The following is a 20,688-nucleotide window of genomic DNA, read 5'->3' as shown; positions in this document are numbered from 1 at the left end:
AGCCGCTCAGCAGCCCTTGGCGGAGGCCGACGGCTTGGGCGCTCCCTGCGAGGACAGCTGGGCCAGCGCGTGAGCCGCGCTGTTCTGCGGATCCAGCGCACCGAACCCGTCACCGATGATCAGATCCACATCGGAGGCGCCGTTCCGCGCCGGATCCGTCTTCACCTCGGCCGCCGCGAGCTGTGTGCCCAGCACCTTGAGCGCACCCTGCGCCCTGGGCCCGCCGAGCAGTATGGCGGCGCCCTTGACCTTCTTGTCGTAGGCCGCCGGGGCGTTGCCGACCTTTCCGACCGCGAAGCCGCGCTTCTTCAGCTCGTCGGCGGTGGTCTTGGCGAGCCCGCCGCGCTGCGTGGCGTTGTACACGTTGACGGTGATGGCACCGGGTTTCGGCACGCTGGCCAGGGTGCCGCCCCTGCCGCCGCCCGAGCAGTGCGCGGCGCTCACGGTGCTGTGCGAGCGCCCGAACTTCCCGCCGAAGACATGGATGAGCTGCACCGTCCCCCAGCTGATCAGCCCGACCACGGCAACGGCGACGACGGCGGACAGCACGATCCGGCGATTGTTGCGGGGGCGCCGCATGCGCGGGTACTGGTTCCCGGTGATCCGGTACTTCCCGCCCATGCCTGGGGGTGTGAGCATGCTCATAGCCGCAGCGTAGTGCGGGAACCCGCCGAGGCCTACTAAATGATCAACGATCGGCGCCGCCGTCAACCCGAAAGGATCAATTACCCCTTGGGGGAAGGCCGATCAGTCCATCTCAAGGACGCGCGCGTGCAGCACCTGGCGCTGCTGGAGCGCCGCCCGCACGGCCCGGTGCAGACCGTCCTCCAGATAGAGGTCGCCCTGCCACTTCACGACATGGGCGAAGAGATCCCCGTAGAACGTGGAGTCCTCGGCCAGGAGGGTCTCCAGGTCGAGCTGGCCCTTCGTGGTGACCAACTGGTCGAGGCGTACCGGGCGCGGCGCGACGTCCGCCCACTCGCGGGTGCTCGTGCGGCCGTGGTCGGGATACGGCCGAGTGCTTCCGATGCGCTTGAAGATCACACGGAAAGCCTACCGGCCAAGGCTGTGCGGGCGCAGCCTCGCCGCAGCGGTGCGAGCCTGTACGGGGAAGCGGGTTCGTGGGCGGAGCGGCTCCGAACAGCAGAAGACCCCTCACGCACCCGCCAGAGCCCACCTACCCTTGCTGCCTTCCGGCCCTGGGGGGGTTCAGCGAGATAGCGCCACGTGAGGGGCTGCGCCCAGGGTACCCGATCGGCCCACTGGGGATCGAGTTCGCAACCACCCCCCGGAGTCTTGTAATGTTTCCCGCGGAGGATTCGCCTAGAGGCCTAGGGCGCACGCTTGGAAAGCGTGTTGGGGGCAACCCCTCACGAGTTCGAATCTCGTATCCTCCGCACTCGCCCAGCAGGGCAGACGAAGGACCCGACCGCTCGGCGGTCGGGTCCTTCGTCGTGCCGTGGTCTCAGTCTTGGTCTCAGTTGCGGTCCCTGGGACAGAAGCCCCGTTGTCGCCCGGAAGCCGGCGCGCTGCCAAAGCCCCAGTACAGGAGCGCCGAACGCACGAATCTCGTGTGTCGGCGGGACCTGTCGGCGGAGCCAGCACCGCCGTAGGCTGCGCTCATCGAAGCGCCGTTGATCGGTACATCAGGGCGGCGCGCCTTGCACACGACCAGTGCTCAGGAGGGTCGGCGCCGAGTGACCAGGAACCGGGGGTCAGCGGGAGGGGCTGGAACAGCCGGAGGAGTCGGGCACGAGGGCCGCTTCCTGGCATGGGCCGCAGCACACATGTTGACCGAAACTCCCCTGCCGGCATGGGCATCCGGTGGCCTTGTGCTGGCCGTAGGAGGCCAGACCAACCGACCAGTCGATGACCTAGCAATCATCACGGACTCGGGTTGGGTCACCGTTCAGGCCAAGAAGGGCTTGAAGCTCGGCACCACTCCGGACGGGCCCTTGAGTAAGGCGCTGGGCCAGCTTGTGCAGGCAGTGCTCATCGGTGTTCCTGACTGGCCGGACACGGAAGCTGTCAGAACTGTCGACTCCGGCCGTGACCTAGTAATCATCGCGACTGACGAAGGCGCACCCGCGACGATCACTTCAGCGCTCTCTTCGCTGGTCACCCGCGTTCGCGACCTTCCAGTACAGGTTCCGCTCAGTGATGCACCGGTCAACGCGCCTGAGGAAAGTGCGTTCAAAGTCCTTAAGGACCACCTGGGCCGACACTGGCGAGCCGAGTGCGGCAGGCCGATGGCCGATGCGGACCTGCGTGGGCTACTCAAACTTGCGTGCATTCGCACGCTGAACCTGGTCGACGGCGGACCAGATCTCGAGACAGCACTGATCATGCTCACAGAGCTAGCTGGGGACCGCGGCCGGGCTGCCGACGTGTGGAAGGCCCTGCTTATCGAGAGCCAGCGCCTCGCGGAGGAACGCGCCTACTTGGACCGCGGCTCCTTGATCCGGCGACTCGAGGCAGCGCCCCACAAGATCGTACTGCGCCCCGTCGTCCGACTGCGCGACGACATCAAGCGTCTGCGCGACCGCACTGCAGCAACCCTGAAAATGTTGGGCCGCCGCCGGCTGGCGATTAGCGCTCCCGAGGGGCCTTTGTACCTTGATCGCAGGGTCCAAGATCTACTACTCGGAGCGGAAGGCCACGTCGCCGTCACCGGCGAGCCCGGAGCAGGCAAGAGCGTGGTGCTGCACACATTGGCCCGGGTTGCGGCAACCTCCCATGATCTGGTCGTGCTCGACTCCGACGCGCTCAAAGCTGATCGAGGCCAGACGCGGACCGAACTGAACCTCAGCCATGACTTGTCCGAGGTCCTGTGCGGCTGGACTGGCGAGCGCCCCGCCCTGCTCCTGATCGATGGGTTGGACCAGCCCAGGTTCCGCGCTGGCGACTTCCCCGCCTGGCTGCCGCAACTTGCTGATGATCTGACCGGAAGCCGCTGGCAGATCGTGGCCACCATCCGCTCATTCGATCTCGCGCATGGCCCTCGCTGGCAACAGATGTTTCCCGGAACTCCTGTGTCGCCCCTCCACGCTGCAGCTGGCCTTGGAAACGTCCGGCACCTGGCGGTCGCAAACTTCGATCAGGCTGAGCTGGCGCAGGTGACTGCCGCCAGCCCGGCACTAACCAGCCTGCTACGCGAGGCCGACGAGCGCCTTCGCGCACTGCTGTCCAATCCGTTCAATCTCGATCTCGCCGGGCAACTGCTCGCCGATGGGGATTCGGCGTTGACCAGCATCCGCAGCCGCGCCGGGTTGCTGAAGCGCTACTGGGACAAGCGAGTTGGCCCCCTGCCGGGCTCGCTTGACCGGTGGCGGGCGCTCAAAGCCCTGGCCGAACGCATGCTCAGGTCTGGGAAGCAGGCAGTTGGTGTCCTCGAAGTCCCCGAAGTCACCGAGGCAGCGCACATGGAGCTCCTCCAAGAGGGCGTGCTTCTACAGAGCGGGCGTCCTGGCGATCTCCTTCCCGCCACGGCGTTCGCGCATCCTGTGTTGCGCGACTACGCCATCGCGCAGCTTGCGCTGGGCGATGTGCGCGAGGCAGGAAGCCTGACCAAGACTCTTAGCGCGTCACCAAACCTCGTCCTAGCGGTCCGACCCAGCCTTGAATACCGCTTTGCTCTCGAGTGGGACCAGGACGCTTCGCGCCGTCGATTCTGGTACATGACACTTGAGTTGGCTTCCTTCTCAGCTGGTCACCCGTTGGCCGCAAACACGGCAGTCCAAACCGCAGTGCGTGAGCTCGCCACGCCGGCCGAACTGGATGACCTCGTTAGTGCAGCGATCGGGGAAACGAGAGGCCCCTCTGGCATCTGGGGCGAGCGGGAAGCCCGCTACGTCGCCTTCCTTCTTGCGGCCGCGGCAGCAGCGCATTTTTCTGTTGACGTCCGCTCGTGTGTCGATGATGCTGCCCGCCGCCTCGCAGCTTCCGCGGTCATCACAGATGACGTCGATCTCGCCAGCCTGGCAGCACAGCTCGTGTACAAGACGGCTACCGCCTTTCCGCCCGACGTGAGCAGAGTCCCAACCAGTGTGAGCGAGACCGCCGCTAACTGCCTGAAGGTGGCATTGCGCGACCTGCAGGATCCCGGACGACAACAGGCCGGCGAGACAGCGGCACGCCTGACCGCGATCGCAGCCGCCGCTGATCCACAGAGCGTCTCCGCCACCGTAGAAGCGCTGGCCGAACCCGCGCTTCTCAAGGCGTGGGGAACCGCGCATGCTTGGCCGCTCATCAACAAGCTCCCAGAGATCAGCCAGCACGAGCCTCAACTCGCCGTAGCCTTGGCCGGCTCCGTTTGGGAGTATGAGGAAGCGAACGACACACCAACGCCTCTGCTCCGAAGCGCGCTCCTCGGGCTTTCCAGTACCCGCAGTCAGGATCTAGAGAGCTTGCGCTACATGGTGGGCGAGCGCTTCGCAGCTGTGATGCAGGCGGCGCCGGAGGCCGCCACCGATATCCTGTTCCGGGTCGCTGGCCTGCCACGGCTGTTCCGCTGGGCCGACGAGGAACAAGTCCTTGAGGACCCGAAACTACGGCACGCCGATGTCCTCGAATTCTCGGGAGGCCACAGCGTCCTGGGTCCGATGATCGACGCGTTCTTCGATGGGTTGCAGAATCTCGCTCGTCCCGGCGAAGCCGCTGATACTTCAGGTCAATTGCGGCATATTGTCGGCCGACTGATCGCCGAACTGGTCAACGACCGTGTCTGGCTACGCCTACTGACACTGGCCGCCGCATCGGGGGCGACCAGTTTGGACGAGGCGCTGGAACCTGTGCTGTATTGCCCGCCCCTCTACTCCCACCCCACAACCTCTGATGCGACAACCCATCTGGCTGCGCGCATCGCACCAGCCCTGACCACTGAGCAGCACCAGCAGGTCGAGTTGGCCGTCTTGGCCATGACGACTTCGGCTGCCACCCATGACCAGCAGCGCCGTGCGGCCATGATTCAGCGTGCCTGCACCATTCTGTCCGCCCTGGACGTCCAAAGACTCAGCTCCAAGGCGCTGACGCTCATGGCGGAACATGACGTGGAGCCCGGGGCGCCGCTCCCAAAGCTGGCTGACCAGGACCCGTCACTAGCCCGGGCAGTGTGGTCGACGACACCACCCACTGCCGAGAACAGCATTGTCAGCACGATTCGGGAAGTGGCCCAGACCAGCCGAGCAACAGCCGCTGACGCAGCCACGCAGATGGAATGCCTTGACCGCCTGGCCTCCCTATGGGACCAACTCCCATCGGCGCCAGAGAATGTAAGCCTGACGGCTTCACAGCTTCGTGAACTCAACGTCGAGGTTGCCGAACGACTCTCAACGCACCCCGACATACTGCCCAGCACGGACCACGGATTGCGCGTACTGAATTTCCTCAAGGGCGCTTGTCCGCCCCCGACGAACACGCACCCGTCCTCGCAAAACTGGCGGAAGGGAGTAACTCCCGGCTGGGGACAGACATCAGAGACGCTTGCCGTCGAAGGACTGGTGTATCTCGCCAAGCGCGACGACTGGCGCCAAGCACACTCGCAGGTACGCTCGTCTCTCACACCACTTTTGGGCAGCACAGACCCGGTCTACCGGTTTCTCGTCACAGAAGCCCTGCCCGCACTAGTCACCGAAAATGATGATCTCATCGACAAAGTCGGTGAACTCCTAAGTCAAGAAGCCGATCCACACATCGCGGCATGCCTCCTAGTTCACCTCGGCAACGTAGCACCATCCACGCCGGAACGCGTTGATCAGGTCCTTCAGTCACTGGAGCCCGACGCACGCTGGACAGTCCTTACCAACTCGCCGGCCGGAGACCGAAAGCTGGGGCCGTCCGAAGAAGGAAGCGTTGCCGTCAACCTCCTTGCTCACCTGGCCCTCGTACACGAAGCGCCGTATGCCACCAACGTCCTGAATAAGTGGGCCGCCACCCCAGCAGAACACCCCGAACGCGTCCAGGCAGTCATCTGCTGGCTGCGCGACGCCCTCAACCCTCCGCACCCTGTGGGCCCGATCCAAGACCGCGCATACGCCTTCACTAGTCGTGTTGTGGAAGGGATCCGCAGTAGTTTGGGTGAGCCTCCCAGCAACGACGATCGTCTGCGCGTAAACGCGGCCGCCGTCGCGGTCAGCGTTTCCCAGAACCTGTATTTTGCAAGCGGCGCATTCGATGCGAAGCCAGGAATTCAGTCGAATAGTCAGCGCGGTGACACACGAGGCTTCGCCCTTCGTGTGTTTCCGCTGCTAGATCAACTGGCAGACGCGTCAACTCCCCGGGTGACGCATCACATCGTTCAAGTAATTGCCCACATCGCCGAGACGGACCCTGAACGCGCGCTCGAAGTTGCTGCCCGCGCGGTTTCAAATGACCCAGCGTACTGGCGGGAGCCGATGGCCGTCGAAACGACCGTGACATTCATTCGCCGCATCGCCGTGGACCACCGCGACATCGTGAGCAGCAATGAGAATTGCACCACTGCGCTCCGCACGCTCCTTGAGTGCTTCGTTCGCCTGGGCTGGGACCAAGCTCTCTCAGCCGCGGAGCAGCTCGACGAAATGTTCGACTGATCCGTCCGGACGTTGGGACAGCCTGCGTGCTGGACTGCCCCAACGTTCATGCTGTGGCGATTACTTCACGACGCCGACGGTCATCTCGAACTCGCCCGTCGCCGTCCCCCAAAGCAAACCGTCGATCTTCTTGCCGACGTCGTTCAGCATCGGCTCAGTGATGTGCTGGTAGCGCTGGGCCATCGCGGTCGAGGACCAGCCCGTGATCGCCATGACGATCCGCTCCGGCACGCCGAGCAGGAGGAGCACGGCCGAGGCGGTGTGGCGGGTGTCGTGGAGGCGGCCGTCGCGGATGCTGGCCTCGTGTAGGAGCCGCTTCCAGTGGTGGTAGTCGGTGCTGGGGTTGAGCGGCGCGCCGGTCTCCGAGGTGAAGACGTAGCCCTTGTCCGTCCAAAGGTCGCGAGCGAGGGCCCGCTCGCGGTCCTGTTCCTCCTTGTGCTGGCGGAGGATCACGACGAGCTGCTCGGGCAGCGGCACCGCGCGTCGCCCGGCTCGGGACTTGGTGTCCTTGGTCTCGCGCCGGACCGGCTCCTTCTGCGGGCAGAAGCCGGGCTTGCGCCCGCAGCGGTCGCCGCAGCCGTGTTGCGGACTGCACCGATCCGGCGCGACGAGGACGGCATGCGCGTCTTCTCCTGGAGCACCTCCACACCAGCCCTCCACGCCCGGTACCGTCTGGAATGGCGGTTCCGGGTCCGACCCGAACGCGACACCACCCAAAGGAAGTTCAGGTGATCCAGGTGCGGCCCAGTGAGTAGATGCGTGACCTCGGCGTCGTCCAGGAGGGCGCCCCCATCCTCGCCGAGCCCGCCCGTCCCTTCGACCTGCCAGCCGAGCGCGAAGCCGCAGAGCTTCGCCAAGGGCATGGGCATCGCGGCCCCCCAAATCGGGATCGACCGGGCCGCCGCGATCGTCCGGCCGGCCGAGCCGGACACCCCAGCGATAATCCTGCTCAACCCCCGTATCACCGACCGCTCAGAAGAGACGGACGAGCAGTTCGAAGGCTGCTTGTCCTTCTTCGACGTCCGCGGCTTGGCCCCCCGACCACTGCAGATCACTGGGGAGACCACCACCCTGGACGGTCAGCTGGCGACCACCACCTACGAACGCGGACTCGCCCGTCTGATCAATCACGAGATCGACCACCTCGACGGCCTGCTCTACACCGCCCGCATGCAGGTCGGCATCACCCCTATCCCCGTCGAGGAGTATCGCCAGACAGGCCGTGCATGGGCATACGAGCCGTAGCCAGCTACTGTCGCCGGCAGAAGGCCCGTCACCACTTGAGCCGCCGGCAGGCCGGCGCGTTGCACTCCGGCCTCTTGTTCTGTCTCGGCCGCTCTTGGTGCCGATCTTCAATGCCAGCGCGGTACGCGTTCTCGCCAAGCTCAACCCGGTCGGCTATCGGCCGCGGCGCGACCCCCGACCAGACCGGTCTGGTCGCTGACGCCACCTCAAGGATCGGGGCGGGCCGTTCACGGAAGCAGCCTGGGCGGGAACTCCTTACGGTTGCTGGACGTGTTGCGGGGTGGATGGTGTGTGATTCCCGGTGTCGGAGCGGCGGCGGGCGGCCGATCCGCAGGTACGGAGGGGTGAGGGCATGCTGGTCGAGGCACTGGAAGCGTTGGCGTTGGCGGGTGGTGGCGCGGTGGTCAAGGCTGCGGGTACCGATGCATGGAACGGGCTGCGGCGGCGCGTCGCGGAGATCTTCGGCCGCGGCGACGCCGCGCGGGAACAGGCCGAGCTTGAACGCCTGGACCACACCGCCCGGATCCTGGTCCCCGGCGCTTCGGCCGACATCACCGCGGAACGGCTGCGGCAGGAAGGCGTGTGGCAGGGGCGGTTCGAGACCCTGCTGGAGAGTCTCGACTCCGCAGAGCGGGAGCACGCGGCCCAGCAACTGCGCGAGCTGCAGTCGTTCGTCGCCGCCTCGGCTGGTGATACTGCCATCGCCACGGGCAAGGCCGTCGCCCGCAACGGCAGCCGTGCCCTCACCGGCATCCAGCGCACGGGCGGCGACCACCCGGGCCCTGCGAGGGCGGTGAACACTGGGGACGCGGAGGCCACTGGGGCGGGCTCCAGCGCCATCAGCGGCATCGTGAACGAATGACCGCCCCACACCGCCATAACTGATCCGAGGGAACCCAGGGGCAGGGCATGGTCAGATGGCCGTGGAGCAAGGGCGACTCTCGCGAGGGCGCTCGCGCTTCCGAGCCAGCTGCCGTTGGCAGCAGCGGTGAAGCACCTCGGGCGGCTGGCGACACCCGGCCGCCCGAGGCCCCCGGTCCCGGGGGCACCCGGCAGGAGGTGATTCGGAGCGGGAACGCGACCGCCACCGACGGTGGGATCGCCAACACGGGCATCTACACCTCCCACACGGTGAACCTCCCGCCTGAGGCGCTGCGGTCCCCCGCCGAGGTGGATGCCCCCGCTGGCCTGGACAATCTGCCGTACCGGCCGGGTCACTTTGTCGGACGTGGCCACCAACTCGACCGCCTCGATGCCGCTCTGAGCGCTCCCGGCACGGCTCTGGTCCAGGCGGTGCACGGGCTGGGCGGCATCGGCAAGAGCACCCTAGCCGCCCACTGGGCCGCCACTCGCGGAACCCGCGGCTACGTGCCGATCCGATGGATCACCGCCGACAGCCCCGTCAGCATCCAGCAGGGCTTGGCCGACGTCGCCACCGACCTACAGCCCGCCCTGGCTACGGCACTGCAAGCCGAGCAGCTCGCGAAGTGGGGCCTGCAATGGCTGGCCAGCCACACCGACTGGCTTCTCATTCTGGACAACGTCAACGACCCCGCCGGCATCGCCCACCTGCTCGCCCGCGCCCCCGGCGGCCGCTTCCTGATCACCAGCCGGCTCGCCACCGCCTGGAGCGACGCCACCACGCTGGTCCGCCTCGACACCCTCGAACTAGCCGAATCCCTCGATCTGCTCACCCAGAGCACCACCGCCTCCGGCTCCCGGGACCTGGATGGTGCCGCCGACCTGTGCGCCAAGCTCGGCCACCTGCCTCTCGGGATCGAGCAGGCCGCACGCACGGTGATCCTCCGCAGACCCCAGCCGGACTGACGCCACGTCAGGGCTGCAGGTTTTGCTGAGAACACCCCACTTGATCTCCCGACAGCAGAGCACTCGTGAAGTTCCCAGACTTGATCGGCTACACCACTCGGCGGGACACCATCCAAGGCCATAGGTAGTCTCCTCAAGAGCAGTAGGCGCTCGACAGGGAAGCTGATGACAGAAGCGTTGATAGACGCGGCCCGAAACTACTGGGTCAGCGTCAACGACCGGGACTACGACCTCCTCCAGCCCGGCGTCCGGATCGGCCAGAACTTGACGCCAGTCATCACCGCCACGGTCGATGCGCTTGTTGAGCGCGGCATCGATCGTTCCTGGATCAAGGTGGGCCGTGGAGCCCATCTCGCGGGTTCCTTCGGCCTGGAGAAGACCCACTGGGACATCGTCGTCGCCAGGAACGAAACGCCGCTCGGAGCCATCGAGTTCACCATGCTGGGCGGATCGTCCGCCGCAAAAAACCTGGCCAACCGGATCCACGAGCTGACCTCGCGGGCCATTTCCGTACGGAGATCTCACGATCACGATGGGCTGCAGCCTCAGCTCGGGCTCTTCATCATGCTGGAGCAGAGCGAGAGCAGCTACGTGCAGCCGAGACTCGAAGAGGCGTTGCAGCAGTTCCACAACGATGAGTTCTACGACGAGATCGCCTACACCTGCTACGCCGATGGGGTACTCCGGGAGCCCGCAGCAGGGATGACCGTGCAGCGGTTCATCGACCGGTTCAGCCGTCGACTACATGCAAGCCTCGTGGGGCCGCTAAAGGAGATCCCGCCGTATCTGGAGCGCTACCGTGAGGTGATCGACGCCGCACGGGGCGTGAAGAAGGACTATTCCCTGGACCGTATCCCTGAGAAGGGTGGGCAAGCGGAGGTCTTCCGGGCCATCCACAAGTCCTCGGGCATCGATGTCGCGTTCAAGCGGAGGCTCTCGCCGAGCAAGAAGGCAGCCTCCAGGATGAGCGACGAGATCAAGATCGCCCGCATGTTGAACGGGCACCCGCATGCCATGCCGGTCCTAGACTTCGATGCAAAGCACAACTGGTTCATCATGCCTTGGGCCGATGCGACCGCAGAGGCGCAGAGCCTTCACTTGAAGGACCCGAAGCATCTGCACAGCATGATCAAAGCGGTGGGGTCCGTGCTGGCTGAGGCTCACCGGCACGGATGGCGTCATCGCGACATCAAGCCGTCGAACATTCTCCTGCTGCATGGGCGGTGGACGTTGGCTGACTGGGGCGCCGGCCGGCGGCCTCGTGGCCAGACCACCTTCATCGGCCGCACTGGCGTGTACCTGGGAACGCTCGGGTTCGCTCCGCCTGAACTGTCCGTCAAACCGCACGAAGCGGTCCCCGCATCGGACATCTACAGCCTCGGACGGGTAGCCGCGTGGGCCCTCACCGGTGAGTGGCCGCAAGCAAACATTCCACTCCTGCCTGCGCAGGAGCCGTGGCGAACCATCGTCCAGGAAGCAACTCAGCACGAAATCGAGCGACGGCCGCAGAGTGTTGACGAGTTCCTGGCCGTGATCAACCGCGAACACGACAACCCCTGCCCCTGACCCATCGGGCGCCAAGGCCCGCGCAGGCGGCCGCCTCTGGTCTCAGTTCTGGTCTCATTCACCCCCGTCCAGCGACGTCCGGTGGCCCTGGCATCACCCGCTCCACCGCAGGTCAGAGCGCTCCCGAGCGTCGCTGAACCCCCAGACGAACATTTGGAAAGCGTGTTGGGGGCAACCCCTCACGAGTTCGAATCTCGTATCCTCCGCACTCGCCCAGCAGGGCAGACGAGGGCCCCGACCGGTTGCCGGTCGGGGCCCTCGTGTTGCGTGGTCGCGGTTCCTGTGTGGAGCCCGGGTCTCGGCTACGCGCTGCACAGGACGGCTCGGCGCGCGATGCGGCCGTAGTGCCGCACGAGCTGGGCGTCACGTTGGCGGCCGGGTGAGCTTGACGGCCACGGCGTCGAGGACCCAGTCCAGGCCGGTCGCGAAGGATGCCTCGGCGTCCACTTCCGTGCCGTCGTACACGGCCTTGGCCAGCGTCGGGAAGCGGCCGGTGGCCAACACTCTCGTCACATGCGGGCCGGAGGCCCGCTGCCAGTCGCGCTTGGACAGGCCCGTGGCGCGCTCCGCCCGCAGGTTCGCGATCTCGCGCCTGATCGCGCCGGTGAAGTAGGCGCTGACAGTCTCCACGGCACGCATGACGGTGTCGATGTCGGCGAGCCCGTCGAGGGCGGCCAGCTTGGCCTCGGTCACGGCGAGACCGTTCGGGCCCAGGGTCGGGCGGCCGCCGAGCAGCTCGGCGAGCCATTCGTGACGGAGAACGGTCTGCCTGGTGCGGTGGGCGATGATGCGCAGCGCCTCCCGCCAGTCACCGGGCTGCTCCTCGGGGAGGATCTCGGCGTGGACCTCGTCCACCATGAGGTCGAACAGCTCCTCCTTGGTGGAGATGTATCCGTACAGCCGCATCGGGCCGGCGTTCAGCCGGCCGGCGACCTTGCGCAACGACACCGCCTCCAGCCCGCCCTCGTCGGCCAGCGCGATGGCGGCGGCGACGATCCGCTCCCGGTCGAGCGGCACGGGTCGAGCCGGTGGCTCCGGCCGGTCCCACACAGTCATGGTCACACCGTTCTGTTGCGATGCATCGTATCCCAGAAATACAGTGTATCGCCATGAGACATCGTATTGCCGTAGTCGGCGGCGGCCCTGCCGGACTTACCTTCGCCCGCGTCCTGCACCGCCATGGCCACCCCGTCACCGTCCTCGAACGCGATCCCGCCCCCGACGCCCGCCCCCCAGGTGGCACGCTGGACCTGCACGCAGGGCTGGGCCAGCTCGCACTGGACAAGTCGGGGCTGCTGGCGGAGTTCCAGGCGCTGTCGCGCCCCGAGGGGCAGGCCATGCGCATCCTGGACACGGACGGGACCGTCCTGCGCGACTGGCGACCCCGTCCAGATGACCGGGCCAATCCCGAGATCGACCGCGGGCAGCTCCGTGACCTCCTGCTCGGCCCTCTCGACGTCCAGTGGGGTCGGGGCGTGACGCAGGTGGTGCCGGGGGGCCGGGATGGCGTACTGGTCCATTTCGCGGACAGGCGACAGGAGACGTTCGACCTCGTGGTCGGTGCGGACGGCGCCTGGTCCCGGATCCGCTCGGCAGTCTCGTCGGTGACGCCGCACTACACCGGCGTCACCTCGGTCGAGACCTCCCTCGACGACGTCGACATCCGCCACCCTGACCTCGCCCGGTTGATCGGCGACGGTTCCGTGGCCGTGTACGGCATGAACCGCTCCCTCGTCGCCCAGCGCAACAGCGGCGGCCACGTCAAGGTGTACGCCAAGTTCCGCGCGCCGCTGGACTGGCACAGGAACCTGGACCTGGCCGACGTCGAGGCCGTGCGATCGAGCCTGCTGGCTCTGTTCGACGGCTGGGCCGCTCCCGTCCTCGACCTCCTCCGCCACGGCACCGCTTTCGTCCACCGCCCCTTCTACGTCCTGCCCGTGTCCCACACCTGGACCCACGTCCCCGGGGTGACGCTGCTGGGCGACGCCGCCCATCTGATGCCCCCATTGGGGGCGGGCGCGAACCTCGCGATGCTGGAAGGCGCCGAACTCGCCGAGTCCATCGCCACCGGCCCTGGAGATCTGGACGAGGCCGTCCGCGCCTTCGAGGAACAGATGTGGGCACGGGCCAGCAGGTGGGCGAAGATCACGACGGCCGGTCTGGAACGCCTCGTGAGCCCGGACCCCGCCGAAGCCCTCGTCCACTTCGACCAAGTCCAGCCATCCTGACTGCCAAGCGCGGGCAGCACCAGCACTAACAGCTCGCCGCGGCTTCACAGGACAGTGCGGCGCACCCTCCACGGTTGGCGCTGGGCTCGCTGGAGCCGCAGGCAGCGCCTCTCCCGGACGCCGGTCATCTCTAGGAGCTGGGGAAGCTGTTGGCCCGCTGAAATCAGGCTCGTTGATCGAACAGTTTGTGACTGCCCTTCAGGTCGGCTGGGGTGCCGAGGATCCGGTCCCGGATGGCTGTGAATCAGCCGCAATATGCGAGACGGAACCCGGCGGACTCCTGCCCGTTCATGATGGGCCTGACACGCTACCGACGGAGCTGGGAGGGCGCATGGGCAAGCCGGTCAAGTGCGGATCGACCAAGACGAAGACGGGCAAGCCGTGCTGAACCCGGCGATGATCGGCTACTCCCGCTAACAGTTGCACCGGCGTGAGTGGACGCCGCGGCAGCAGAGGAAGACCAAGAAGCGCTGACCGCAACGGAGCCGGGCCGGTGTAAGGCGACTCGACGGGACGGTGTGGGGCTGCCCCTCCTCGTTCGCAAGGGTGGCGTCACCCGTTGCGGGGGGCCCTGTCCGGCCCCGTCCAGAGCCCTTGCGTGAGCCGCTCCGCCCCGGGGTGACCGGGATCCGGTCGGGGGCTTCGTCGTTGTCTGGTCTCAGCATTGGTCTCAGTTGGCCGTGAGTGGCTGCGCAGTGACCCGAAGGGGGCGAACTGATGCGCCGTGCCGGCCTCGTTGAGCAGCAAGCGGCAGGACTTGCGGATCGCGCGAGCGGCCGATGCGGGACGCGACTGGGCCACCAAGGCGTTGCTTGTAAAGGATCCCTTGACGTGAAGTGATGCGTAAAGGCATCCTTTACATGTGGCCGACTCTCCTCGCACTCTCACCGACCTGAGCACCCGCCTGGCCGAGCACGCCTCGGCGCTCGCTCGGGCCTTGAACAGCCCCTTGGTGTCGCCCGCCTACCTTGACCTGGTTCAGCGCGCCCGGGGCGTGGACGACTTGGCTGAGCAGGTGCTCAGGCTGTGCGTGCAGCAGTGCAGGGATGCCGGTCACACCTGGCAGGAGATCGGGGACCTGCTAGGTGTCACCCGCCAGGCCGCGTTCCAGCGGTTCGGCAAGCCCATCGATCCCCGGACCGGAGAACCCATGGACAAAACAGTCCGCATGGCCGACGCCGCGGATCGGGCGTTCACGATCGTCACGGCCGTCCTCGAAGGGCGCATGGACGAAGCCAGGCAGTCCTTCAACGCGCAGGTGCTGGAAGCCTTCACCGACGAGGTTCGGGCCGACGGCCTGGCCACGGTCACCGGTCTCGTCGGTGTGTTCGAGGGATTCGGCGAGGGAGAGCCGTTCGTCCGGCGCATCGGTGACCACACGGTGGTGGACATCCCGCTGAGCTATGAGGCCGGCGACATGAAGGCCCGCGTCGCCTTCGACGCCGACGAGAAGGTCGCCGGGATCGTCATCCTCTCACCCGAGACCCCGTGAAACCTCACCCCGCGACCGGGCCGGAAGACGGACCTGCAGATGGCGGGTCCTTGAGTACCAGGAGGTTCAGATGAGCCGCGAACCCGCAGCAGTGGCCTATCAGGACGGCCAGATCGTCTGTGACGACCAAGGGTTGACCATCCGCCGCTACTACCTCTGGGGAGCGAGGCGCATCCGCTACACCTCGATCAGGAGTGTCAAGAGGCTTCCCCTGACGGGTATGAACAGGGCGCGCAAGTGGCGGATCTGGGGTTCAGGGGACTTCGTGCACTGGTGGAACCTCGATCCACACCGCCCCAAGAAGGACTCGGCGCTTGTGATCGACGTCGGACACCGCGTACGTCCCACGATCACCCCCGATGACCCGGGCGCCGTCGAGCGCATCCTCACCGCACGCGGCACCGGCAGATGACCGGGTCGGCCAACGGGACCGCGTGGGTCGCGATCGTGCCACTGATCGCGATCCTCCCGGCCATCCTGTGCATGATCGACATTTCGCGACACCCGCGCACACGGCAGTTCCCCCCGCAGGTGTGGCTGGCCATCTGCGCCTTCGGGAACATCATCGGCCTGCTCGCCTACCTCAGATTCGGCTGCAGCGAAGATCGGTGACCGTGGCAAGTTGTATCGACGAACAAGGTGCAGGTGCGTCGACAGCCTGGCCTCTCAGGGCGAATGGAGGCTGAAGTCGAGGCGGTTCCTGGCCAATTGACGAGGCCGGACCCGGACGATTTCAACAGCCAGCGTCTGCCGGATGATAGGGAGCGAGGGTGGGCCGACGGACGTGAGGGGTGGAGCAGTGACAGAGAGCGAATCCATCGAGTCGGACGTTCGGTCGGACCATTGGGGGACGGAAGCCGGTGCCCGTCTTGAGGTCGGGGCGGCGCCGTTTCCGAGTGGCGAGAGTCCGGCCGAGGGCGGGACGCCTCGGCGATCGATGCGTCGGCGGCTGGCCGTGGTCGTCCTCGTCCTCGTGGTGCTGTGCCTCCCGCCCTGGTGGACGCTGTTCGCCTCCGGCGTCGACTGGCCGTTGCCGGTCTTCCTGGCCGGCACGGTTGTCTTCGCGGCCTGGATGGTCTCCTTCCCCTTTCTGATGGTCGCGGGCCACGGGCCACGGCGGGTCGACCGGGCCGCTCGCGTGGCGGACACCACCCTCGGGATGGTCTGGGTGCTGTTCACCTGGTCGGTGTTGGGTGGCTTGGTGCAGTTCGTGCTGATCGGGCTCGATGTCGGCGGCGTCGACCGGGCCAGGATCGTCGCTGTCGCTGTCGCTGTGGTCTCGGCCGGGCTGCTCGCCTGGGGACACTACGAGGCCATGCGCGTGCCCCGAGTGAGGCGGCTGGACGTCCACATCCCGCGGCTCGGCCGCGGTTTGGACGGCACCCGTGTCGTCGTGCTGGCCGACACCCACTACGGGCCGATCGACCGTGCGGCCTGGTCGGCGCGGGTTGCCGGGGTGGTCAACACGCTCGACGCGGACGTCGTGGTCCACGCCGGCGACATCGCCGACGGAACGCCCGTCCAGCGCCGGGAGCAGTCCGCGCCGCTCGGGACAATCCGGTCACGGCTCGCCAAGGTCTACGTCACGGGGAACCACGAGTACTCCGGGGAGGCCCAGGGCTGGCTGGACCGCATGGCGGAACTGGGCTGGGAACCGCTCCACAACCGCCATGTGGTGGTGGAACGCAAGGGGGACGCCCTCGTGCTCGCGGGCGTGGACGACGTGACCGCGGAGTCCTCCGGCCAGGCCGGGCACCGCGCGAACCTGCCCGACGCGCTGATCGGGGCGGACCCAGACCTGCCGATCTTGCTCGTCGCCCACCAGCCCAAGTACGTCCCGCAGGCCGCCGCCGCCGGCGTCGACCTGCAGATCTCCGGGCACACCCACGGCGGCCAGATCTGGCCGTTCAACTTCCTCGTCCGGATCGACCAGCCGGTGGTGCACGGCCTGAGCCGACATGGTGAGCGGACCCAGCTCTACACCAGCCGTGGCACCGGCTTCTGGGGGCCGCCCTTCAGGATCTTCGCACCGAGCGAGATCATGCTGCTCACGCTGCGGTCGGGCGGGATGTCGGCAACCGCGTAGCGCGAGCGTGAGGGTGGCAGTTCGGGTTGCATTCAGCCCCGTTCACGAGCGTCCAAGCGGCTGGTTCTCTGGCGCAGCGCCGCAGACCAGAACGCCCCCGGGCCCGCCCCCGAACCCCCACACGAACAGTTGGAAAGCGCGTTGGGGCAACCCCTCACGAAGCCCTCGTGATCTCGCTCCGCAGCTGAATACCGGCGTCACAAGGCAATCGGTTGGTATGCCAAGGCCTGGTCGACCACTTCCTCGGCCGACAACTGCCGCTCCGTCGACCAGAAAACCAGGCCGCTGACGTGACCGGCCGGGCAGACCAGAGCTCTGTCGAGCCTGTCCAGCCGGTCGTTCACCTCATCCTCGGAGCCGTAGTCCGCCTCCATAATCCGATGCACGAGCGCGACCGCTTCCGCGCGACTCAACTCCACCGCACGCATCAGGCGTCCTCCGTCGGCCCGATCTTAGCGAGCGGCGTGAGCGGCCGGACAAGTCCTAGTTCCGCTGGGCCGGATCCTCCTGAGTCCCGATGCCATGGCGGTGTGCGTACACGATGGCCTGCGGGCGGTCGCGGCTGCCGGTCTTGGTGAAGATCTGATTGATGTGGCTTTTCACCGTGGAGCGGCTCAGGTACAGCCTGGCGGCGATCTCCGCGTTGGACAGGCCCTGTGCGATCAGGCCGAGCACCTGGGCCTCGCGCTCGGTGAGGCCGTCAGGGAGGGCGGCGTCCTTCACGGCGTGGCCAGGGTCGTCGCGGCGGGCCGCGTGGATCAGGCGGGCGGCGGCGAGCGGGTCGAGCATGGCATGGCCGGAGGCGGCGGCTTCGATGGCGCGGTGGATGTCCGCGGCGGAGGCGTTCTTGGTCAGATAGCCGGTGGCACCGGCTTCGAGTGCGGCGAGGATGGAGTCGTCGTCGGTATACGTGGTGAGCACCACGACGGCCGTGGCCGGACGCTCCGTCTTGAGTCGGCGGGTGGCCTCGACGCCGTCGACGCCGGGCATGTGAAGGTCCATCAAGACCACGTCGGCCCTGTGTTCAACGGCGAGATCGACGGCCTGCGCACCGTCCACGGCCAACGCCACGACCCGCACCCCCTCTACGGCGCCGAGGATGGTGGCCAGACCCTCGCGAACGACCCGATGGTCGTCGGCGATGATCACGGAGATCGGTGTGGGGCTCATCGGTCACTCCCGTTGCTCCGGTCGCCCAGGTCCCCCTGTCGATAGGGGATGCGTGCGGCGACCCGCCATCCGCCGTCGGACATGGGGCCTGCCTGAAGCTCGCCGCCCGCCTGTTCAACGCGTTCCCTCATGCCCTTGAGCCCGAACCCGCCGCCGCTCGCACGCAGCGCCCTGGGCGTGTCCACGACCGGGTCAGGGCTCGTATTGCTTACTTGCACGGTCACGTCCCGCGGCCCGAAGCCCACACGTACGCTCACGCGCGTGCCGGGGGCATGCTTGGCGGCGTTGGTCAGTGCTTCCTGGGAGAGCCGGTAGAGCGCGAGCGTGCTGTCGGCATCGAACTCCCGTTGGTTGCCGTCCACTTCGAACTCTGCCTGATGGAGCTCGCAGAGCCGTTCGAGCCGCGCGGCCAGCGGTGCACTCTCGCCGCGCAGTGCGCGGACGGCCTGGCGCGCCTCGTCCAGGCCCGTGCTGACCAGCTCGTGGCCGAGCTCGATCTGTGTGATGAGGTTCTGCCGCGGCGTGTTTTTGCGGGCAAGGGTGTCGATCGCGGTGAGCTGGATCGACAGGGCGCCGAGGGTGTGGGCGAGTACGTCGTGCAACTCGCGGCCGAGTCGGATGCGTTCACCGGCGAGTTCCGCCTCGGCCCGAGCGACCTCGGCACGCCGGCGTTCGGTGGCGACCAGTGCGCTGTGCCGGGCACGCTGGTCGATCTCGCGTCGGCTCGCACCGGCCACCAGTCCGGCAAGGGCCACCGCGGCGGTGCCCAGCAGGCGGCCGGGAAACGGCCCGTGGGCGATCGCTGCGAGGCAGTAGGCGACGGGACCGGCCATGGACAGTACGAGGGCGGCGACCGGATCGAACGCGACGGCGGCTGTGCTCGCCGCGACGCCCGTGAAGATCAGCCCATTGATGTCAGTGACGGCGATCACCGCCCCGGCCGCGCACAACACCGCGACGACGGCGGCCACGTGCGCACCTCGGGTGCCGCCGATCAGGACCAGCCAGGCCACCGCGGCGACAGCCATGGCAACGGGCGCAACGATCCCCGGGGCGGCGGGCAGTGCGGCGACGTTCACCCAGAGCGACACGCCCAGTCCCGCCAGCATGGTCGCGGCGCGCGCCCGCGGGTCGGGGATCATGCCGCTCAGCCCGATCCCGGGATGCTCCGCAGCCGGGCGGAACCTGCTGGTGATACTCATCAATCCGGATTATCCCAGGATGCCGTGCCTGACGAGCGCGCCCGCAGCGCGCGAACAGCGCGGACGATCAGGCTGAGCAACGGTATGAAGATCACCGTGCACCGCCCATCGCAGGTGCGGCGCCCACGGCCGGGCCGGCCTGGGCCAGGCGCGCCCGTCCTCGCACCCACAGCCCCAGGCTGCGGAACAGACTCATGGCCACGGACAGGAAGATGAAGCCGTTCGTCAGACCGGCGTCGCTGAGGTGGTTGGTGGTCAGGAACACGCCGAGCCCCACCGGAAAGATGTGCTGGGCGCCGTAGGCGAAGCCGAGCCGAGCGGCGGTCACGGCGATCCAGACCACCGCGTAACCGGCCCCCGAGCGGCTGACCGCGGCGGGGCTGCCTGAGGTGGGCGAGGTGCGCGGCCAACGGCGTCGCCAATCCGGTTGGTAGTCGACGGACACGAGCAGCGGGCAGACCGAGAACAGCCCGAGCGCCGCCCCGGTCAGCGCGCCGACGCCCTGCAGCAGCAGGTCGTTGCCGCCGGTGGGCAGCGAGGTGAAGAAGAACGGCACGATGAGGGTGACGCCGACGATCGGCCGTACCACCCGGAACCAACCGATCTTGCGGCGGCCGAGATCGGACTCGAGCACCACGGTCAGGATCGCCAGCTGCAGGATCACGATGTTCGCTGTCATGGCATCAACACTCGCTACAACGCCCGGCCCTGCCATCGGCCCCCGGGCCGGTTACCGGGTGGGGACGCGGGCCCGGGGGGTGGAGGCGGCGGTCCACCCCCTCGGCCCACGGCCGCCGACGGCCACTTCCCGCGTGGTTGCAGTTCTGGTTGCATTCGCCCCCGGCCGGGGGCGTCCGAGGCCCGGCGATCCCACCGCTCCGCCGGGCCTCCACTTCGTCTCCGCCTTCTACGGCCAAGGCGACCTGTTGCGAATCCACGCCGAGGGCGCCGTGCGCGACTCTCCGACGACCACATCTTCGAGTACCGCCTGGCCTCAGGGCAGCACATGCGCCAGGACCGCGACCAGGAGACCAGCCGCACCACGGCAGTACGAGCCGTGACTTGTCGCCGTGTTCACCGCAGCGCAGGCAGTAGCCAGACTTGCGCCCGCAGTGGTTGGCACGGCCGTCGCGCAGCCGGTCCGGTGGACCGTCGGGACCTTGAGTGTGAGGTCGACATCCGTCCACCTGAGGCCGAGGGCCTCACTCTGCCGCAGGCCGAGCGCCACCTGGTCGACTGCTGCTACTGATTTTCCCCGCAAATTGTCGTGCCGTCAAACCTAGTTCACTCGATGGGGCTGGAT

At 67.4% G+C, this 20,688-nt stretch carries 18 protein-coding genes, 1 tRNA gene and 1 other RNA gene; 11 read left to right on the top strand and 9 right to left on the bottom strand.

Going from position 1 to position 20,688, the window contains the following annotated elements; genetic code table 11:
* Nucleotides 1-6: 6 nt before the first annotated feature.
* The 3 genes from O5O46_RS11595 to ffs form a co-directional block, all read right to left on the bottom strand.
* Nucleotides 7-645: a LytR C-terminal domain-containing protein gene (locus tag O5O46_RS11595; protein ID WP_269855267.1), complete on the bottom strand. Its 639-nt coding sequence runs from the start codon at nt 643-645 to the stop codon at nt 7-9.
* A gap of 102 nt (nt 646-747) precedes the next feature.
* Complete coding sequence (locus O5O46_RS11590) at nt 748-1,044, bottom strand: type II toxin-antitoxin system VapB family antitoxin (protein WP_255927799.1); 297 nt, start codon at nt 1,042-1,044, stop codon at nt 748-750.
* Between the two features lie 99 nt (nt 1,045-1,143).
* Nucleotides 1,144-1,240, bottom strand: an RNA gene (ffs, locus tag O5O46_RS11585) — signal recognition particle sRNA small type.
* Nucleotides 1,241-1,312: 72 nt separating this feature from the next.
* Here ffs and O5O46_RS11580 point away from each other — a divergent pair.
* Nucleotides 1,313-1,397, top strand: a tRNA-Ser gene (locus O5O46_RS11580).
* A gap of 390 nt (nt 1,398-1,787) precedes the next feature.
* Entirely contained in the window at nt 1,788-6,569 is a 4,782-nt protein-coding gene (locus O5O46_RS11575; protein ID WP_269855266.1) for a hypothetical protein, read from the top strand.
* A gap of 60 nt (nt 6,570-6,629) precedes the next feature.
* Here the strand turns inward: O5O46_RS11575 and O5O46_RS11570 are convergent, their stop codons facing one another.
* Nucleotides 6,630-7,229, bottom strand: a complete 600-nt coding sequence (locus tag O5O46_RS11570) for a tyrosine-type recombinase/integrase (protein WP_443072463.1) — start codon at nt 7,227-7,229, stop codon at nt 6,630-6,632.
* Between the two features lie 201 nt (nt 7,230-7,430).
* Here O5O46_RS11570 and O5O46_RS11565 point away from each other — a divergent pair, with 201 nt between their 5' ends.
* From O5O46_RS11565 to O5O46_RS11550, 4 genes are all read left to right on the top strand, one after another.
* The gene (locus O5O46_RS11565; protein ID WP_269855265.1) at nt 7,431-7,814 is read left to right on the top strand and encodes a peptide deformylase; all 384 of its coding nucleotides are present in this window, start codon (nt 7,431-7,433) and stop codon (nt 7,812-7,814) included.
* Between the two features lie 352 nt (nt 7,815-8,166).
* The gene (locus tag O5O46_RS11560; protein ID WP_269855264.1) at nt 8,167-8,676 is read left to right on the top strand and encodes a hypothetical protein; all 510 of its coding nucleotides are present in this window, start codon (nt 8,167-8,169) and stop codon (nt 8,674-8,676) included.
* A 197-nt stretch (nt 8,677-8,873) separates the two neighbouring features.
* Nucleotides 8,874-9,641 (top strand): NB-ARC domain-containing protein, encoded by a 768-nt coding sequence (locus O5O46_RS11555; RefSeq protein WP_269855263.1) that lies wholly within the window; start codon nt 8,874-8,876, stop codon nt 9,639-9,641.
* 165 nt (nt 9,642-9,806) lie between these two features.
* Nucleotides 9,807-11,207 carry a protein kinase domain-containing protein gene (locus O5O46_RS11550; protein ID WP_269855262.1) on the top strand — a complete coding sequence of 467 codons (1,401 nt, stop codon included), beginning with the start codon at nt 9,807-9,809 and terminating at the stop codon, nt 11,205-11,207.
* A gap of 363 nt (nt 11,208-11,570) precedes the next feature.
* Here O5O46_RS11550 and O5O46_RS11545 read toward each other — a convergent pair whose 3' ends face one another.
* On the bottom strand, nt 11,571-12,263 hold the full coding sequence (locus O5O46_RS11545; protein WP_269855261.1) for a TetR/AcrR family transcriptional regulator: 693 nt from the start codon (nt 12,261-12,263) through the stop codon (nt 11,571-11,573).
* 53 nt (nt 12,264-12,316) lie between these two features.
* Between O5O46_RS11545 and O5O46_RS11540 the strand changes: the two genes are divergently transcribed.
* The 5 genes from O5O46_RS11540 to O5O46_RS11520 all read left to right on the top strand — a co-directional run bounded on the left by O5O46_RS11540 (nt 12,317) and on the right by O5O46_RS11520 (nt 17,013).
* A complete protein-coding gene (locus O5O46_RS11540) occupies nt 12,317-13,435 on the top strand; it encodes an FAD-dependent oxidoreductase (protein ID WP_269855260.1) in 1,119 nt (372 codons plus the stop codon).
* A gap of 862 nt (nt 13,436-14,297) precedes the next feature.
* Nucleotides 14,298-14,927 carry a DUF3887 domain-containing protein gene (locus O5O46_RS11535; protein ID WP_269855259.1) on the top strand — a complete coding sequence of 210 codons (630 nt, stop codon included), beginning with the start codon at nt 14,298-14,300 and terminating at the stop codon, nt 14,925-14,927.
* A gap of 70 nt (nt 14,928-14,997) precedes the next feature.
* The gene (locus tag O5O46_RS11530) at nt 14,998-15,339 is read left to right on the top strand and encodes a hypothetical protein (protein ID WP_269855258.1); all 342 of its coding nucleotides are present in this window, start codon (nt 14,998-15,000) and stop codon (nt 15,337-15,339) included.
* Nucleotides 15,336-15,539: a PLDc N-terminal domain-containing protein gene (locus O5O46_RS11525; protein WP_269855257.1), complete on the top strand. Its 204-nt coding sequence runs from the start codon at nt 15,336-15,338 to the stop codon at nt 15,537-15,539. Before O5O46_RS11530 ends, O5O46_RS11525 begins: the two co-directional genes overlap by 4 nt.
* 325 nt (nt 15,540-15,864) lie before the next feature.
* Nucleotides 15,865-17,013 carry a metallophosphoesterase gene (locus O5O46_RS11520; protein WP_269855256.1) on the top strand — a complete coding sequence of 383 codons (1,149 nt, stop codon included), beginning with the start codon at nt 15,865-15,867 and terminating at the stop codon, nt 17,011-17,013.
* 197 nt (nt 17,014-17,210) lie between these two features.
* Here the strand turns inward: O5O46_RS11520 and O5O46_RS11515 are convergent, their stop codons facing one another.
* From O5O46_RS11515 to O5O46_RS11500, 4 genes are all read right to left on the bottom strand, one after another.
* A complete protein-coding gene (locus O5O46_RS11515) occupies nt 17,211-17,441 on the bottom strand; it encodes an e9imm peptide (RefSeq protein ID WP_269855255.1) in 231 nt (76 codons plus the stop codon).
* Between the two features lie 55 nt (nt 17,442-17,496).
* Nucleotides 17,497-18,183 (bottom strand): response regulator, encoded by a 687-nt coding sequence (locus O5O46_RS11510; protein ID WP_269855254.1) that lies wholly within the window; start codon nt 18,181-18,183, stop codon nt 17,497-17,499.
* Entirely contained in the window at nt 18,180-19,292 is a 1,113-nt protein-coding gene (locus O5O46_RS11505) for a sensor histidine kinase (RefSeq protein WP_269855253.1), read from the bottom strand. The genes O5O46_RS11510 and O5O46_RS11505 overlap by 4 nt, the downstream gene beginning before the upstream one ends.
* Before the next feature lie 184 nt (nt 19,293-19,476).
* On the bottom strand, nt 19,477-20,064 hold the full coding sequence (locus O5O46_RS11500) for a hypothetical protein (protein WP_269855252.1): 588 nt from the start codon (nt 20,062-20,064) through the stop codon (nt 19,477-19,479).
* Nucleotides 20,065-20,688 lie beyond the last annotated feature (624 nt).

Source organism: Streptomyces sp. RPT161 (assembly GCF_027533845.1).
Classification (GTDB): domain Bacteria; phylum Actinomycetota; class Actinomycetes; order Streptomycetales; family Streptomycetaceae; genus Streptantibioticus_A; species Streptantibioticus_A silvisoli_A.
Note: the sequence above shows the minus strand (reverse complement) of the source record. Positions and strands in the feature narration are given on the sequence as shown.